Source organism: Mycobacterium terramassiliense (assembly GCF_900157385.1).
Lineage (GTDB): Bacteria > Actinomycetota > Actinomycetes > Mycobacteriales > Mycobacteriaceae > Mycobacterium > Mycobacterium terramassiliense.
On sequence record NZ_LT717701.1, the window covers coordinates 1,674,291 to 1,688,710 of the forward strand.

Sequence of the window (14,420 nt, forward strand, 5' to 3'; positions counted from 1 at the left end):
ACCCACGCTTTACGACGCAAGGAGAACCCAGTGCCGCTTATCGAGCAGGTCGGCGCCCGCGAGATCCTCGACTCCCGCGGTAACCCGACCGTCGAGGTCGAGATAGCTCTGATGGACGGGACGTTTGCCCGTGCCGCGGTGCCGTCCGGCGCGTCGACGGGGGAGCACGAGGCAGTCGAGTTGCGCGACGGCGGGCAACGATACGGCGGCAAGGGCGTGCAGAAGGCAGTGCAGGCCGTCCTCGACGAGATCGGTCCCGCGGTCATCGGCCTGGCCGCCGACGACCAGCGGCTGGTGGACCAGGCGCTGGTCGACCTCGACGGAACTCCCGACAAGTCCCGGCTGGGCGGCAACGCCATCCTGGGCGTCTCGCTGGCCGTTGCCAAAGCGGCCGCCGATTCCGCCGATCTGCCGCTGTTCCGCTACCTCGGCGGCCCCAACGCCCACATCCTGCCGGTGCCGATGATGAACATCCTCAACGGCGGTGCCCACGCCGACACCGCCGTCGACATTCAGGAGTTCATGGTGGCGCCGATCGGCGCGCCCAGCTTCGCCGAGGCGTTGCGGTGGGGCGCCGAGGTGTACCACGCGCTGAAGTCCGTGCTGAAGAAGGAGGGGCTGTCGACCGGCCTGGGCGACGAGGGGGGGTTCGCCCCCGACGTCGCCGGCACCACCGCGGCGCTGGACCTGATCGGCCGGGCCATCGAATCGGCGGGCTTCAAACTCGGCGCCGACGTGGCGTTGGCGCTCGACGCGGCGGCCACCGAGTTCTACACGGACGGCACCGGCTACACCTTCGAAGGCTCGACCCGCACCGCCGAGCAGATGGCGGAGTTCTACGCCGGCCTGCTCGGCTCCTATCCGCTGGTGTCCTTGGAAGACCCGCTGGCCGAAGATGATTGGGACGGATGGGTGGCGCTGACCGCCGCGATAGGCGACCGGGTGCAAATCGTCGGCGACGACATCTTCGTCACCAATCCCGAGCGCCTCGAAGACGGGATCGAAAAGGGCGTCGCAAACGCCTTGCTGGTCAAGGTCAATCAGATCGGGACCCTGACCGAGACGCTCGATGCCGTCGCGCTGGCCCACCACAGCGGATATCGCACGATGATGAGCCATCGCAGCGGCGAGACGGAAGACACCACGATCGCCGACCTGGCGGTGGCCGTCGGTTCCGGTCAGATCAAGACCGGCGCGCCCGCCCGCAGCGAGCGCGTGGCCAAATACAATCAGCTGTTGCGGATCGAGGAAGCCCTCGGTGACGCGGCACGGTACGCAGGCGATCTGGCGTTCCCCCGGTACGCGCTGGATCAGAAATAGGTTGAAACACCTTTGACGCCCAAGCCCGATCCGAAGCGGCGCTCCCCGGCATCGCGCCCGGGGAAGGCCGGCGATTCGGTTCGGCGCCGGCGCGCCGTCAAGCCGTCGCAAACCGCCAACCATACGACGCGGTCGCTGCAGGAGCGTGTCGTTGAACCCATCAAGCGGCAGGTCGCCGAATCCGTCGAGCAGCGGTCCGACCAGCGGCTGGGGTTCACCGCGCGGCGGGCGGCGGTGCTGGCCGCGGTGATCTGCGTGCTCACCCTCACCATCGCCGGCCCGGTGCGCACCTACTTTGCGCAGCGGACCGAGATGAACCAGTTGGCCGCCAGCGAGGCCGCGCTGCGCAGTCAGATCGCCGACCTCGAACAGAAGAAGGTAAAGCTGGGTGACCCTGCCTATATCGCGGCGCAGGCCCGCGAGCGCCTGGGTTTCGTGATGCCCGGGGACATCCCGTTCCAGGTTCAACTTCCGCCGACGGCGGCGGTGTCCGCGCAGCCCGGGGCGGATGCGGCGAAGCCGGCCAGCCACGACCCGTGGTACACCTCGCTGTGGCACACCATCGCCGATGCCCCGCACCTGCCGCCGGCACCGCCGGAAGCGCCCAACCCCACGGCCCCCGGTGGTTGATCGTGCCGACCTGGATGCGGTGGCGCGTCAGCTCGGGCGTGAGCCGCGCGGGGTGCTGGCGATCGCCTACCGTTGTCCCAACGGCGAGCCGGGCGTGGTGAAGACGGCGCCGAAACTTTCTGACGGCACGCCCTTTCCGACGTTGTACTACCTGACGCATCCGGCGCTGACCGCGGCCGCCAGCAGGCTCGAGACGACGGGGCTGATGCGCGAGATGACCGAGCGGTTGCGGCAGGACCCCGAACTGGCGGCCGCGTACCGCCGAGCCCACGAGTCGTATCTGGCCGAGCGCGATGCCATCGAGCCGCTGGGCACCACATTCTCCGCCGGGGGTATGCCGGACCGGGTCAAGTGCCTGCACGTGCTGATCGCGCACTCGCTGGCCAAGGGTCCGGGTGTGAATCCCCTTGGCGACGAGGCGTTGTCGATCTTGGCCGACGACCCCGCCATGGGCGCGGTGCTGGTGGCGGGGCAGTGGTGAGCCGGCTCGCCGCAATCGATTGCGGTACCAACTCGATTCGGTTGCTGATCGCCGACGCCGACGACGGCCGCCTGAGCGACGTGCACCGCGAGACGCGGATCGTGCGGTTGGGCCAGGGCGTCGACGCGACGGGTGAGTTCGCGCCGGACGCGATTGCCCGAACCCGCGCCGCGCTGGCCGATTACGCTTCGCTGCTGACGGAGCATGGCGTCGAGCGGGTGCGAATGGTGGCGACCTCGGCGGCTCGTGACGTCGCGAATCGCGATGTCTTTTTTGCGATGACGGCCGAGGTGCTGGGCGCCGTGTTGCCCGGCGCGGTTGCCGAGGTGATCACCGGCGCCGAGGAGGCCGAGCTGTCCTTCCGCGGCGCCGTCGGCGAATTGGACGGTGCTGCGGCTCCTTTCGTGGTCGTCGACCTCGGCGGGGGCTCCACCGAGATCGTGGTCGGCGGGGATGCGGTGGTGGCCAGCTACTCGGCCGACATCGGGTGTGTCCGGCTCACCGAGCGATGTCTGCACTCGGACCCGCCGACACCGCGGGAAGTGGAGGCGGCCCGCGGGGTGGTGCGCGAGCGGCTCGACGCCGCGCTGGGCGTGGTGCCCGTCGAGGGAGCGCGGACCTGGGTCGGGCTTGCCGGGACGATGACGACGCTGTCCGCACTCGCGCACAACATGGCGACGTATGACCCTGCGTCCATTCATCTTTCGCGCGTCTCGGGCGGCGACCTGCTGGCGGTGTGCGAGCGACTGATCGGCATGACGCGATCCGAGCGGGCGGCGCTGCCGCCGATGCACGAGGGCCGGGCCGACGTGATCGGCGGTGGGGCGATCGTGGTGGAGGAACTGGCGCGGGAGCTGCGCGCCCGCGCCGGGATCGACGAGCTGATCGTCAGCGAACACGACATCCTCGACGGCATCGTGCTGTCGATCGCCGGTTGAGTTACGTCCGCCACACTGGACTCCGCGCGGAGGGCGGCGCCCTTTGTGCCCCCAGTGAGGCGGGCAACCCAAGCATCACCGCCGGCACTCATCGCTGGGCTACCAACCCCCAGCCCGCTATGCCGCGGCATGCACCCACCGGTGAACGACTCTCGTCCGCCGTGGACCAGTCCGCGAGGGCCGGTCATGGTTGTTCAGCTGGCGACGAGGTCGAATCCGTTGTGTTTCGGGATCGGTGGAGCTGATCCATCGGTTGTTGTCGCTCAGTGACCGCACTTGTCGGGGTCGAGGTGGACGCGGTTTTTGACCGTCTTTCCCTCGGGAACGCGGTGGAACATCAGTAGCGGTCCGTCGGCCGGGTCATCGTCAGCGGTGATGGAAGCGAACTGGTCGGTGGCGCCTTCGGTGACGTTGCGCTGCAACGCTTCTGCCCAGAATGCGGCGCGTTGCCGGGGATCGTGGGCGTCTCAGCCGATGCCGAGGAGGTCAATGCTCATCGTCGTTTTTTCTTTGGGCGTGGGTTGCCTTGGTGGGAGCGCCCAATTATCAGCGGAGTCGATTGTTCGTTGCTTTGGAGTGCTGTGGTGAGGAGTGCGGTGACTGCGGCGCGAGCCTCCGCCGCGATGGATGGGTCGTGATCCATCTGCGCGCTGAGGATGGCGCCGTCGTAGATGAGGTGCAGTTGGCGTCCCAGTGTCCGGGAATCGGCGGCACCGGTGTCTGCGGCGAGACTGGTGAACAGTTCCCGTAGCTCGGCCCGGTAGGCGTCGACGGCGTGTTCGATCATTCCGCCGGGCGGCGCCTCGGCGCTAGCCGAGATGAACGCGCAACCACGGAAGGTGGGCTGGGCGAGGATTTCGGCTTGGGCGTCGAAGACCGCGTACACCCGCGCCACCGGGTCACTGTGCCGTCGCACCGCGGACCGCAGCCGGGCGATAGTGCGCGCGTGCCGTCCATCGAGATAGGCCTGCACCAATTCGTCCTTGCTGCCGAACGCGTTGTACAGCGACGCCTTGGCCACTCCGGCGCGTTCGATAACACGGTCGATGCCCACGGTGTGGACGCCTTCGTCATAAAACAATTCGTCGGCGGCATCGAGCAGCCGTTGACGAGCCGAGCGCCTCGGCGCTGGCGCACTCGTGCCGGTGGTCGCCCGTGTCGCGGTGGCCATCAGCTCTCCCCGGCCACTTGGGCGACATCCGTTGCGCTGTCGGACTGTTCGATCGGTTCGAGCAGCATCACCGGAATGTCGCGATCGCCGGCCTTGGCGCGGTATTCGGGGAAGTGCGGCCAGAAGCGTTCGGCGACCTCCCACCATTGCGCTTTCTCGGCACCGTGGGCTTCCCGGGCCCGCAGGTAATGGACGGTGGCGCCGTCCTGCAGCGTCAACTGTGGGTGGGCAATGAGATTGCGGTACCACGCCGGATGAGTGGGGGCGCCCGCGGCCGAGGCGACGGCAACGTAGGTGTCGCCCTGCTTGATGCGCATGACCGGGTTTTTCCGGACGCTGCCGGTTTTGGCGCCGATCGTGGTCAAGATGACCACCGGTCGGCCCTCCAGGGTGCCGCCCTCGACTCCGCCGGTGGCTTCGTAGAGTGCGACCTGCTCACGTACGCGATCACTGGGGCTGGGCACATAGCTGCTGGTCATGTTCTACACCGCCGTCCGGCCGCCGTCGACGGGGATGACCGCGCCGGTGATGTAGCTGGCCTTGTCGGAGGCGAGGAAGGCGACGACCTCGGAAATCTCCTCAGGGTGCGCACCCCGATTCAGTAGCGTGGTGCCGGCCAGATTCTCGATCAGGTCGCGCTTGGACTCGGCGGTGAACACCGGCCCAGGCGCCACCGTGTTCACCCGCACTCCCGAGGGGCTGAACTCGGCTGCCCACGCCCGTGACATCGCGGTCAGCGCCGCTTTGGTCGCCCCGTAGGCGGCTCCGCCGGCCAAGCCGACGTGCCCGGCCATGCTGTCGATGCTGACGATGCTGCCGTGCCCACGCTTGGCCATCCCCGGCGCCAGTGCGGCGACCAGCTGGTAGGCCGCGCGCACGTTGCTGTCGAACAAGTGATCAAAGGTCTCGGTGTCCAGCTCCGCGCTGGGACCGAACCAGGAGATCCCACCGTTGTTGACCAGCACCTCAACCTCACCAACCTCTGCCGCCAACGCCGTCACTGCGTCGGCGTCGGCTAAGTCCGCCGCGACGAACCGCGCCCGACCGCCGTTGGCGGCGATCTCATCGACCGTGGCCGCGCCCCGTCCGGCGTCGCGGCCATGCACGATCACCTCGAAACCGTCACGCGCCAAGTTCAATGCGACTGCCCGGCCGATGCCCGAGGTCGCCCCGGTCACCAGGGCCACCGGCTGCCGACCGTTCGATTGTTCCGTCATGATGACTCCTGATTGAGTAGACCTGTCTGTCTAATTTTTTTAGGACGCCAGTTCAAACAGAGGGCCTCGTCCGATCATTCCCGACACAGCCGAGACACGATCTGAGCACGCTCGTAGCTCTAGATGCGAGACTCCACGACTGCACGGCTGCGGGCGGTCACGAAAAGTCAGTCCGCTAGGCTTCCCGGTGCTCCATTGAGGACTCTCCTGTGCCGTGGACAATTCACGGGGTCCAGCCAGGGGCGCATGGTGCGGATATGACGTGGAGTGACCGGACCGGACGTCAGGCCTCGAAGCGGTAGCCCATGCCCGACTCGGTGAGCAGGTGCTTGGGATGCGACGGGTCATCCTCGAGTTTGCGCCGCAACTGCGCCAGATACACGCGCAGGTAATGGGTTTCGGTGGCATACGCCGGCCCCCACACCTCTTTCAGCAACTCCTCGCGGCCCACCAGCTTGCCGCGGTTGCGCACCAGCACCTCGAGCATGCCCCACTCGGTCGGCGTCAGGTGTACCTCCACGCCGTCCTTGGTGACCTTCTTGGCGGCCAGATCGACGGTGAACGCGTCGGTTTCGATCACCGGCTCGTCCACTTCGGACGCCGCGGCGTTGCGGCGCACCGCGGCGCGCAGCCGGGCCAAGAACTCGTCCATCCCAAAGGGTTTCGTCACGTAGTCGTCGGCGCCGGCGTCGAGGGCCTCCACCTTGTCCGACGAATCCGTGCGCGCCGACAGCACGATCACCGGCGCCGAGAGCCAGCCGCGCAGGCCGGCCAGCACTTCGATGCCGGATATATCCGGCAGGCCGAGATCCAGGATCACCACGTCGGGCCTGTGCTCGGCGGCGGCGCGCAGCGCTCCGGCACCGGTAGCGGCGGTGATGACCTCGTAGCCACGCACCGACAGGTTGATCCGCAGCGCGCGCAGGATGTGCGGCTCGTCGTCGATCACCAACACCCGGGTCATAGCGCACCGAACGCCTGCGGCGCGGCCAGGTCCACCACGACGGTCAGCCCGCCGCCCGGGGTGTCGCCGGCCGCAATGGTGCCGCCCATCGCCTCGACGAAGCCCCGCGCCACCGACATGCCCAGGCCCACGCCGGTGGTGTTGTCGTGATCGCCCAGCCGCTGGAAGGCTTCGAAGATCTGGTCCTCGGTGCCCTTCGGGATTCCCGGACCCTCGTCGATGACGTTGATCAGCACGCGATCGCCCACCCGCCCCGCGTTGACCCGAACCACGCAGTTGGGCGCGTAGCGCAGCGCGTTGTCGATCAGGTTGGCAAGGACCCGTTCCAGCAGCCCGGCGTCGGCCATCACCACCGCGTCGCCCACGTCGACCTTGACGCGATCGATGGCCGATCGGTAGAACCCGGTGGCGCCCTTGCCGATACTGACCAGGGCGCGCTGCACCGTTTCCTCGAGATACACGCGCCGCAGGTCCGGGTGGATCACCCCGGCGGCCAGGCGCGAGGAGTCCAGCAGGTTCCCGACCAGGGCGGTCAGCTGGTCGATCGATTCCTCGATGGTGGCCAGCAACTCGGCGGTGTCTTCGGGGGAGAAGGCGACGTCTTCGGCGCGCAGGCTGGACACCGCGACCTTGGCCGCCGCGAGCGGCGTGCGCAGGTCGTGGCTGACCGCCGACAGCAGGGAACGTCGCAGCTCGTCGGCCCGCACGATCGCCTCGGCCCGGCTGGCCTCCTCGGCCAATTCGCGCTGCCTGATCAGGCCCGCCGCCTGCTTGGCCACCGCGCTGAGCACCCGGCGGTCGCGTGTGGAGAGCTTCTTTCCGGCCATCAGCATCCAGAATTCTTCGTCGCCGACCTCGATCGCCGTGTCGGCCGAATCGACGCTCACACAAGGATCTTTGCCCACACAGGCGACGATGTAGCCCTTTCTTCCGCTGGCGCGCTCTTCCTCACTGGGTTCGCGCAGCATGCTGACGGCGCGCTGTGAATAGGTCTCGCGCACGCGCTCCAGCAGGGTCTCGAGGTCGGCGCCCCGCAGTACTGACCCGGCGAACAGCGTGAGCAGCTCGGCCTCCTGGGATGCGCGACGGGCTTCGCGGGTGCGTTTGGTCGCACCGTCGACGAGGACCGCGACCGCGACCGCGATCATCATCAGCACCAATTCGGTGATGGCGCTGTTGGGTTCGGCGATGGTGAAGCTGTGTCGCGGGGTGATCAGGTAGTAGTTCAGCAGCAGCCCGGACAGCACCGCGGACAGGGCCGCCGGGGCAACGCCGCCGAGTAGCCCCACGAACAGCACCCCGACGAAGAACAACGCGCTCTCGCCGGCGTTGTTCAGATACCGGTCCAGCAGCGTCACCGTCACGGCGCAGATGGCCGACGGCACGATCACGGCCGCCAGCCACGAGGCGACCCGGCGCTCGCGGGGCACCAGCGACCCGAAATGAAGGACGCGTTTGGATTCCTCGTGCGTGACGATGTGCACGTCGATCTTCCCGGACCGCTCGACGATCGTGGGGCCGATCCCCTCCTCGAAGATGCGGGCCCAGCGGGGCCGCCGGGACGTGCCGATCACCAGTTGGGTCGCATTGTTTTCGCGGGCGAAATCGAGCAGGGCCGTGGGAACGTCGTCACCGACCACGGTGTGCAGGGACGCGTCCAGGCTGTTGGCCAGCTCACGAATCTTGGTCATTCTGCGTTCCGAGACGCCGGCCAGCCCGTCACCGCGGATGACGTGCACCACCATCAGCTCGGCGCTGGACTTCGACGCGATCCGGGATGCCCGTCGTACCAACGTCTCCGATTCCGGGCCACCGGTGACCGCCACCACGACGCGTTCCCGCGCCTCCCACATGTCGGTGATTTTGTTCTCGGCACGGTACTTGGCCAGCGCGGTGTCCACCTGGTCCGCCAGCCACAGCAGCGCCAATTCCCTGAGCGCGGTGAGGTTTCCGCGGCGGAAGTAATTCGACAGCGCCGCGTCGATGCGCTCCGGCGCATAGACGTTGCCGTGGGATAGCCTGCGACGCAATGCCTCCGGAGTGATGTCGATGAGCTCGACCTGCGAAGCCTGGCGCACGATCGAATCCGGTATGGTTTCCTGCTGTTCGATGCCGGTGATCTGAGCGACGACATCGTTGAGGCTTTCGAGGTGCTGGATGTTGACGGTGGAGATCACCGTGATCCCCGCCTCGAGCAGCTCTTCGACGTCCTGCCACCGCTTTTCGTTCTTACTACCGGGCGTGTTGGTGTGCGCGAGTTCGTCCACCAGGACCACCTGCGGATGCCGCGCCAGCACGGCCGGCACATCGAGTTCCGGGAAGGTGCTGCCGCGGTATTCGACGAAGCGCGGCGGAATGACCTCGATGCCCTCAATCAGCTCAGCGGTTTTCGCGCGGCCGTGGGTCTCGACCACCGCCGCTACCACGTCGGTGCCGCGCTCCAGCCGCCGGTGGGCCTCGCCGAGCATCGCGTAGGTCTTGCCGACACCGGGAGCGGCACCGAGGTAGATGCGTAGTTCCCCGCGCTTGGGACGGTGGTCGGTCACGCTCACGTCAACCATCATCCCCTAAGTTCGATGGCCCGGCTCCTAACTCGCGCCGTTCCGGCGCTCGCCGTCGCCAGGCTGGGCTAGCCCGAGACCGGATACTGGTGATCGAGTTGCAGGTTGAGTTCCAGCACGTTCACGGTGGGCTCACCGAGGACCCCGAGGTCGCGCCCGCCGCGGTAGTGCGCGAGGACCGCCCGGATCTGATCCGGGCTGACGTGGCGGGCCTTGGCCACGCGGGTGACCTGGATGTCGGCGTAGGCCGGGGAGATGTTCGGGTCCAGGCCGCTGCCGCTGGCGGTGACCGCGTCGGCCGGCACGGCCGGGTTGTCGGGCGCGGCGCCGCGGACGGGCACGATCTGGCCGATCGTGTAGTCCTCGCCGTACTTGGCGCACTCGACCCGCACCCCTTCGTAGATCGACAGGAACGGCGCCTGCGTCGACTGGCACGGCTCGTTGACGCTGACCACCCGGGTCGGGTGGGCGACGTTGCCGCGGGCGTCACGCGGGCCGATCACCGAGAGCACCGCACCGACGCCGCCGCCTGTGCAGAACGGTCGTGCTCCGTCCACCCCCTCGAGCTGCCCGACGGCGGCGCTGCGCGTGCAGACCTGGGTCAGCAGGCTCGGCTTGAAGCCCGCATCCGACGCGGACTTGCCGGCCGTCAGCTGCGACGGGTCGGCGGGTGTATCGACGATGCTCTCCGGCCCGAGGTTGCTCGCGCTCGAGTTCAGCGGGTCGTAACCGGTGCCGGCCGCCGAGGGGCGGCTCTGGAAGTATTGCGCCAGCGCGTTGCCGTCCTTGTCGGTGAAGAGCTGGCCGATCAGCCGGCTGCCGACCGGCTTGCCGTTGCTGGTGAGCATCGACCCTTCGGCCTTGTCGTGCAATCCCGGGATCTGCGCGACGAGCCAGATGAACACGGGGTAGGCGAGGCCGGTGAGCACCGTCAGCACCAGCAGCGCGCGAAAGGCCGCCCAGTGCATGCGGATGAAATTGGAGAACTTCATGTCAGGACATCCCGGGGACGAATTGGACGATGAGGTCGATTGCCTTGATCCCGATGAACGGGGCCACGATGCCGCCGAGCCCGTAAACATAGAGGTTGCGGCTCAACAGCTTTGACGCGCTGCTCGGCGTGTAGCGCACGCCGCGCAGCGACAACGGGATCAGCATGACGATGATGATGGCGTTGAAGATCACCGCCGACAGGATCGCCGACTGCGGGCTGTGCAACCGCATGATGTTGATCATGTCCAGCCCGGGGAACATCGCGACGAACATCGCCGGGATGATCGCGAAGTACTTCGCGATGTCGTTGGCGATCGAGAAGGTGGTCAGCGCTCCGCGGGTGATCAGCAGCTGCTTGCCGATCTCGACGATCTCGATCAGCTTGGTGGGGTCGGAGTCGAGGTCGACCATGTTGCCGGCCTCTTTGGCGGCCGAGGTTCCGGTGTTCATCGCCACGCCCACGTCGGCCTGGGCCAGCGCCGGCGCGTCATTGGTGCCGTCGCCGGTCATCGCGACCAGCTTGCCGCCCTCTTGCTCGCGCTTGATCAACGCGAGCTTGTCCTCGGGCGTCGCCTCGGCGAGGAAGTCGTCGACACCGGCCTCGTCGGCAATCGCCTTGGCGGTCAAGGGGTTGTCGCCGGTAATCATCACCGTGCGGATGCCCATCTTCCGCATCTCGTCAAAGCGATCCCGCATCCCCTGCTTGACGACGTCCTTGAGGTGGATGACTCCGAGCACCGCCGCCTGGCCATCGCGGCCCTCGCCGACGACCAGTGGGGTGCCGCCGCTGGCAGAGATGCCGTCGACGATCTCACCAAGCTGATGCGGCACGTTACCTCCTTGGCCGCGTACCCATTCCGCGACCGAGCTGGCCGCGCCCTTGCGCAGCAGGTGCCCGTCGAGGTCGACACCCGACATACGGGTGGTGGCCGAGAAGGCCACCCATTGGGCGTGCGCCAGTTCGCCCGGCGTGCGGGCGCGCAGCCCGAAGTGTTGCTTGGCGTACACGACGATCGAGCGTCCTTCGGGCGTTTCGTCGGCGAGGCTGGACAACTGCGCGGCGTCGGCCAGTTGCTCGTTGGTGATTCCGTCGAGCGGGATGAATGCCGCGGCCTGCCGGTTGCCCAGGGTGATGGTGCCGGTCTTGTCGAGCAGCAGCGTGTTCACGTCGCCGGCCGCTTCCACCGCCCGCCCCGACATCGCCAGTACGTTGCGCTGCACCAACCGGTCCATGCCGGCGATGCCGATCGCCGACAGGAGCGCGCCGATCGTCGTGGGGATCAGGCACACCAGCAGCGACACCATCACGATGCCCGTGACGCCGCTTGCGTCGAGCGCCTGGGTATCCGGGACGCCCGGATTGTTCGCCTTGGAGTAGATCGCCAGCGGCTGCAGGGTCGCGACGGCGAAGACGAAGATGATCGTCAGCGCGGCCAAAAGAATGTTCAGCGCGATCTCGTTGGGGGTTTTCTGGCGGTTGGCGCCCTCGACGAGCGCGATCATCCGGTCGATGAAGCTTTCCCCAGGCTTCTGGGTGATCTTCACGACGATGCGGTCGCTCAGTACGGTGGTGCCGCCGGTGACCGCCGAGCGGTCGCCGCCGGACTCACGAATCACCGGCGCCGACTCGCCGGTGATGGCCGATTCGTCCACCGACGCAATGCCTTCCACCACGTCGCCGTCGCCCGGTATCACCTGCCCGGCCTCGACCACCACGATGTCGCCCTGCTGCAGCAGCGGCGCAGCCACCTCTTCTTCCACGGCGGAGGCCCCGGGTTCCCACTTTTTGAGCCGCCGCGCCACGGTGTGGGATTTCGCTCGGCGCAGTGTTTCGGCCTGGGCCTTGCCGCGACCTTCCGCCACAGCCTCAGCGAGATTGGCGAAAAGCACCGTCAGCCAAAGCCATACCACGATGAGCCACGCAAACCAGGTTTCGTTGACGATCGCCAGCCAGGTGCTCCACGCGGCGCCGATTTCGACGATGAACATCACCGGGTTGCGCCACAGGGTGCGCGGGTCGAGCTTGCGCAGCGCGTCCGGCGTCGACTTCCACAGCATCCCCGGGTCGAGCAAGCCACCCTGAACCCGTTTCGGGCCGGCGTGGTCCGCTGGCTGCGTCTGCTCAGCCGGATCGGTGGCGGTTGCGGTCATCAGTGGATTCCTTCAGCGAGAGGCCCGAGCGCGAGCATGGGCAGGAAAGTGAGGGCGACGAGGATCACCGTGACGCCGGCGACCATTCCGACGAACTGCGGCCGATGGGTCGGCAGCGTGCCCGCCGATTCCGGCGTGTGACCCTGCTTGGCGAGCGAGCCGGCCAGGGCGAGCACGAGCACCATCGGCAAAAACCTGCCGAATACCATGGCCAGCCCTAGGGCGGTGTTGTACCAGTTGGTGTTGACACTGATCCCGGCGAACGCGGAGCCGTTGTTGTTGGCGGCGGAGGTGAACGCGTACAGGACCTCCGACAGCCCGTGCGGGCCGGTGTTGGCCATGCCGGCACGCTCGCCCGGCAGCGCCATCGCGACCGCGGTGCCGGTCAGCACGATCAGCGGGGTGACCAGGAAATAGCTTGCGGCGAGCTTGATTTCGCGGGGGTTGATCTTCTTGCCGAGGTATTCCGGGGTGCGCCCGACCATCAGCCCGGCGACGAAGACGGTGATCACCGCCAGGATCAGCATGCCGTACAGACCCGACCCGGTGCCGCCGGGCGCGACCTCCCCGAGCTGCATGTTGAACATCGCGATCATCCCGCCGAGGCTGGTGTAGGAGTCGTGGAACGAGTCGACGGCACCGGTGGAGGTGAGCGTCGTCGAGTCCGCAAACACCGCGGAGTTGGCGATGCCGAACCGCTGCTCGACGCCTTCCATGGCGGCGCCGACCGCGGTTGGAACCGTGCCGTGGTGCTGCAGCTGGAACAACATCATGAAGGACACGCTGATCGCGTACAGGCTCGCCATGACCGAGGCGATCGCGTAGCCCTGCTTGGTGCTGCCGACCATGCGACCGAAGGTGCGCGGCAGCGAGAAGCTGATCACCAGCAGCAGGAAGATCTCCAGCCAGTTGGTCCATGTCGTCGGGTTCTCGAACGGGTGCGCGGAGTTCGCGTTGTAGAAGCCGCCGCCGTTGGTGCCGAGCTCCTTGATCGCCTCCTGGCTGGCCACCGGGCCGCCGGTGATCGTCTGCTGGGCGCCGCCGAGGGTGGAGGCGACCTGGTCGTGCAGGTGGAAGTTCTGAATCGCCCCGCCGGCGATGAGCAGGATCGCGGCGACGATCGAGATGGGCAGCAGGATGCGCAGCACCGTGCGCACCAGGTCCACCCAGAAGTTGCCCAGGTCGCCGGTGCGCTTGCGGGCGAAACCGCGTACCAGTGCGATCGCCACCGCCATGCCGACGGCGGCCGAGACGAAGTTCTGCACCGCCAGCCCGGCCATCTGGACCAGATGGCCCTGCGTCGACTCGCCGGAGTAGGCCTGCCAGTTGGTGTTGGTGGTGAAGCTGACGGCGGTGTTCCACGCCAGCCCCGGGGTCATCTGGGTGGCCGGATCATGCAGGTGCAGCGGCAATTTGCCCTGCACGAGCTGGAACACGAAAAGGAACAGGATGCTGAGTGACGAGAACGCCAAGACGCTGCGCGCGTAGGCACCCCAGGTCTGCTCCGAGCGCGAATCGACACCGATCAGCCGGTAGATCACCCGCTCGGCGGAGGAGTCCTCCTCCGACGTATACACCCGGTACATGTAGTCGCCGAACGGCACATGCACTACCACCAGCGCCACGACGAGGACGACGAGGAAGATGATCCCCGCTGTTGTTGTGCTCACTAGAACCTCTCCGGAAACAGCAGCGCGGCTGCGAGGTAGACGGCAAGCAGCACGGAAAGCGCCAAGCCGACGACGTTTTCGTAGCTCACAGCCGCTCGACCAACTTCTGCGCCAGCCCGAGCACGGCGAACACCGCGATCGTCAGCAAGACGTAGATCAACACGCCCATCTTGTCTCCGTTCCGCGCCAATCATGTGCATACGAAATGGCCTCATCGAGGCGGCCACGGTGCATTCCTCGGAGGCAAGGTCAGCTTGAAGCTAGACGCGGCCGAGCGGGTAGGGCCTTTGGTTGACACTTTCCTAACGCCGTCGCGGTGCGCCT

General features: G+C 67.3%; 14 protein-coding genes and 1 pseudogene. 4 read left to right on the forward strand and 11 right to left on the reverse strand.

Annotated features, from left to right (window positions below):
• The first annotated feature begins 30 nt into the window (after window positions 1-30).
• From eno to MTAB308_RS22700, 4 genes are read left to right on the forward strand one after another with little or no spacing between them, the layout of a single operon-like run.
• On the forward strand, window positions 31-1,320 hold the full coding sequence (gene eno / locus MTAB308_RS22685; RefSeq protein WP_077102359.1) for a phosphopyruvate hydratase: 1,290 nt from the start codon (window positions 31-33) through the stop codon (window positions 1,318-1,320).
• Between the two features lie 12 nt (window positions 1,321-1,332).
• Window positions 1,333-1,950 (forward strand): FtsB family cell division protein, encoded by a 618-nt coding sequence (locus MTAB308_RS22690; RefSeq protein WP_077102361.1) that lies wholly within the window; start codon window positions 1,333-1,335, stop codon window positions 1,948-1,950.
• Complete coding sequence (locus MTAB308_RS22695; protein WP_077102363.1) at window positions 1,943-2,431, forward strand: DUF501 domain-containing protein; 489 nt, start codon at window positions 1,943-1,945, stop codon at window positions 2,429-2,431. The genes MTAB308_RS22690 and MTAB308_RS22695 overlap by 8 nt, the downstream gene beginning before the upstream one ends.
• The gene (locus MTAB308_RS22700) at window positions 2,425-3,369 is read left to right on the forward strand and encodes a Ppx/GppA phosphatase family protein (protein ID WP_108637382.1); all 945 of its coding nucleotides are present in this window, start codon (window positions 2,425-2,427) and stop codon (window positions 3,367-3,369) included. The genes MTAB308_RS22695 and MTAB308_RS22700 overlap by 7 nt, the downstream gene beginning before the upstream one ends.
• Before the next feature lie 263 nt (window positions 3,370-3,632).
• Here the strand turns inward: MTAB308_RS22700 and MTAB308_RS29960 are convergent.
• From MTAB308_RS29960 to MTAB308_RS29970, 11 genes and pseudogenes are all read right to left on the reverse strand, one after another.
• A pseudogene (locus tag MTAB308_RS29960) lies at window positions 3,633-3,824 on the reverse strand (VOC family protein); the annotation flags it as partial.
• A gap of 38 nt (window positions 3,825-3,862) precedes the next feature.
• On the reverse strand, window positions 3,863-4,540 hold the full coding sequence (locus tag MTAB308_RS22705) for a TetR/AcrR family transcriptional regulator (protein WP_077102365.1): 678 nt from the start codon (window positions 4,538-4,540) through the stop codon (window positions 3,863-3,865).
• Window positions 4,540-5,019 carry a nitroreductase family deazaflavin-dependent oxidoreductase gene (locus MTAB308_RS22710; protein WP_077102367.1) on the reverse strand — a complete coding sequence of 160 codons (480 nt, stop codon included), beginning with the start codon at window positions 5,017-5,019 and terminating at the stop codon, window positions 4,540-4,542. Before MTAB308_RS22710 ends, MTAB308_RS22705 begins: the two co-directional genes overlap by 1 nt.
• A 3-nt stretch (window positions 5,020-5,022) precedes the next feature.
• Entirely contained in the window at window positions 5,023-5,757 is a 735-nt protein-coding gene (locus MTAB308_RS22715) for an SDR family NAD(P)-dependent oxidoreductase (protein WP_077102369.1), read from the reverse strand.
• Between the two features lie 283 nt (window positions 5,758-6,040).
• Window positions 6,041-6,721, reverse strand: a complete 681-nt coding sequence (locus MTAB308_RS22720) for a response regulator (RefSeq protein ID WP_077102371.1) — start codon at window positions 6,719-6,721, stop codon at window positions 6,041-6,043.
• Complete coding sequence (locus MTAB308_RS22725; RefSeq protein ID WP_077102373.1) at window positions 6,718-9,285, reverse strand: sensor histidine kinase; 2,568 nt, start codon at window positions 9,283-9,285, stop codon at window positions 6,718-6,720. The genes MTAB308_RS22720 and MTAB308_RS22725 overlap by 4 nt, the downstream gene beginning before the upstream one ends.
• A 65-nt stretch (window positions 9,286-9,350) precedes the next feature.
• Window positions 9,351-10,274 carry a potassium-transporting ATPase subunit C gene (locus MTAB308_RS22730; protein ID WP_077102375.1) on the reverse strand — a complete coding sequence of 308 codons (924 nt, stop codon included), beginning with the start codon at window positions 10,272-10,274 and terminating at the stop codon, window positions 9,351-9,353.
• A 1-nt stretch (window position 10,275) separates the two neighbouring features.
• A complete protein-coding gene (gene kdpB, locus MTAB308_RS22735) occupies window positions 10,276-12,426 on the reverse strand; it encodes a potassium-transporting ATPase subunit KdpB (RefSeq protein ID WP_077102377.1) in 2,151 nt (716 codons plus the stop codon).
• Complete coding sequence (kdpA, locus tag MTAB308_RS22740; protein WP_077102379.1) at window positions 12,426-14,096, reverse strand: potassium-transporting ATPase subunit KdpA; 1,671 nt, start codon at window positions 14,094-14,096, stop codon at window positions 12,426-12,428. The genes kdpB and kdpA overlap by 1 nt, the downstream gene beginning before the upstream one ends.
• On the reverse strand, window positions 14,096-14,185 hold the full coding sequence (gene kdpF / locus MTAB308_RS29965) for a K(+)-transporting ATPase subunit F (protein WP_108637383.1): 90 nt from the start codon (window positions 14,183-14,185) through the stop codon (window positions 14,096-14,098). Before kdpF ends, kdpA begins: the two co-directional genes overlap by 1 nt.
• The gene (locus MTAB308_RS29970) at window positions 14,182-14,286 is read right to left on the reverse strand and encodes a potassium ABC transporter ATPase (RefSeq protein WP_245831475.1); all 105 of its coding nucleotides are present in this window, start codon (window positions 14,284-14,286) and stop codon (window positions 14,182-14,184) included. Before MTAB308_RS29970 ends, kdpF begins: the two co-directional genes overlap by 4 nt.
• Window positions 14,287-14,420: the final 134 nt, after the last annotated feature.